General features: G+C 62.7%; 1 pseudogene. It reads right to left on the reverse strand.

The features are described from left to right. Nucleotides 1-523: pseudogene (locus NKH93_RS34280) on the reverse strand (pyruvate carboxylase); the annotation flags it as partial.

Here is a 523-nt window from a genome sequence, read left to right on the forward strand (position 1 = left end):
GCGGCAAAATCGGAAAACACCTTCGGATACATCAGCCACGACGCGAACTCGAACTCGCTGAGCTTGCGCTCGAGCTTTTCCTCGACCTCCGCGCGACTGGCCTTGAGGTCCGCCGGTTTGAGCAGCGAACCCGGCCGCACCGTGATCGGCTTTTCGCCCTTCAGCACCTTCTTCTGCAATGGCTTTGGCCAGCCGCCCGGCGACTGGCCGAGATCGCCGCGCAACATCGACACCACCGAATCCGGGAAGGCGATGTCCCTCGCCGGATTCTCGACGTCGGCGACGGTCAGGTCCTGGCTCACCATCATCAGCGCCATGTCGCCGACGACCTTGGACGACGGCGTCACCTTGACGATGTCGCCGAACATCAGATTGACGTCGTGATAGGTCTGCGCCACTTCGTGCCAGCGTGTCTCCAGCCCGAGCGAGCGCGCCTGTTCCTTGAGGTTGGTGAACTGACCGCCCGGCATTTCGTGCAGATAGACCTCCGATGCCGGCCCCTTCAGGTCGCTTTCGAAGGCTG

This window comes from Mesorhizobium sp. M0954 (genome assembly GCF_040319155.1).
In the GTDB taxonomy this organism is placed as follows: domain Bacteria; phylum Pseudomonadota; class Alphaproteobacteria; order Rhizobiales; family Rhizobiaceae; genus Mesorhizobium.